Raw genomic sequence first — 340 nt, forward strand, 5'->3', positions numbered from 1 at the left:
GCGGAAGGCGCCGCTGCCCAGGCCCCGCGTCCGCCGCGCCCGCCGCGCGCCGAAGGCGCACCGGACGCTGCCGTGGATGGTGAACACAAGCCGCGCAAGCGCCGTCGTCGTCGCCATGGCCGTCCGGTCGAGGGTGCCGAGGGCGTGCAGGCCAACGCCGGCAACGGCGCGAGCCCGGTGACCCCGGTGCAGGTGGTGGCCAAGCCGGTGCGTACCGCCGCCGATACCGGCGATTCGTTCCTGACCCGCATCGGCCGCAAGATCCGCCGGATGCTGTCGGGCAACTGATCCTGTAGCACCCGACCGTTGGTCGGGTGGCTTCATGGGCGTGGGGGGGGGG

At 74.1% G+C, this 340-nt stretch carries 1 protein-coding gene; it reads left to right on the plus strand.

Annotated elements, in window-relative coordinates; translation table 11 throughout:
• On the plus strand, nucleotides 1-288 hold a 288-nt coding region (rhlB, locus tag ABGA94_RS21670), incomplete at its 5' end, for an ATP-dependent RNA helicase RhlB (RefSeq protein ID WP_375368076.1).
• Nucleotides 289-340 lie beyond the last annotated feature (52 nt).

The organism is Stenotrophomonas sp. 3diitr2024, assembly GCF_042136455.1.
Lineage (GTDB): Bacteria > Pseudomonadota > Gammaproteobacteria > Xanthomonadales > Xanthomonadaceae > Stenotrophomonas > Stenotrophomonas sepilia.